The following is a 1,112-nucleotide window of genomic DNA, read 5'->3' as shown; positions in this document are numbered from 1 at the left end:
CCCACGTGACTGGCGCCGTGCACATCCCGCTGGCTGCACTCGAAGCTCGGGTGGGCGAAATTCCTGCCGGCAAGACACCCGTGACCATCTGCGGCAAGGGCGGCGGCCGCTCCACCGAAGGCGCCGGCATGCTGAAAAAGCTTGGCCACCCGGCTCGCACAGGGCGGCGCACGGGTCACCGGCCTCGATGCCTCGGCAGACATGATCGGCCACTGCGGGCCGCCGGGCGAAGGCGCCTCTACGGGTCGCAGGATGGCGGAAAATGCCCACGGCATGTGCCGTGCCGCCAGACCTGCTGCGCAACGCACGAATGGCTGTTTCAGGGAAGTTGCATCGCAGCGTCTGGCAGCGTACGAATGGCAGGTGAGGGCCGAACGTGATGCCGCACCTGCGAAAGGGCCTCCCATGCTGCGGCGTGCTTGAATGTCGCTGATGGGCTCCGAGCGGTCGTCGGCCAGACTGCAACATTTACTGCAAAGGTGAAGGTTTTCTGATGCGGGTCGCGTCGGAACGCTGCGCAATCGCGCGACGACGACCCGCGTTGGAGAACCTTCCAAGGAGGAAGCCGCGGGGGTCTTGGATCATCCTATGGGGAAAGTGCGCAGAGGGCTGGAGCAACGGCTTCATCAGGGGTGCGGCTGAAGGTGCGCATGCTGCTTGAGGCGGGCGCAAACTGGTTCGATGATTCCGACAAAGCTGCTCGTTCTGGCGTGATTGCTGGCGTTTGTCGCGCTGAAGATGGACAGGCACAGCCTGTTCGGGCCGCACTTGCTGGGGGCAAGCGGTGGCGTTGACTGGCATCTGACAGGCGGTATGTCATGCGGCGGCTTGCCCCCTCGGAGGTGCGCGCGACATCGGTTTTTGCCCGCGCCGGAAGATCTCGATCATGCGCCTTGCGCCGCCGCAACAGGGGCATGGTTCGCGTAGGGTGAGTGGGATGATCTCGGCTTGCGGACACCCCCAAAAATTATATCGCAACAGGTCGGGGCCGAGCCTGAACAAGGCAGTAGCAGCCCTCTCGACTTGATCCCGTGCGCCTTGGAAGACGCTGGACTTTCGGAGGCGGGCGCGCGGCGTCAGTCGATCAGATAGATACCATCCAGAACACTAGA

At 63.8% G+C, this 1,112-nt stretch carries 1 pseudogene; it reads right to left on the bottom strand.

The features are described from left to right. Positions 1-816: 816 nt before the first annotated feature. Positions 817-954 (bottom strand): annotated as a pseudogene (locus IM708_RS21535) (IS91 family transposase); the annotation flags it as partial. Between the last annotated feature and the right edge of the window lie 158 nt (positions 955-1,112).

It is taken from the genome of Pararhodobacter sp. SW119 (assembly GCF_017811755.1).
Lineage (GTDB): Bacteria > Pseudomonadota > Alphaproteobacteria > Rhodobacterales > Rhodobacteraceae > Pararhodobacter.
This window is presented reverse-complemented; position numbering and strand designations above follow the sequence as displayed.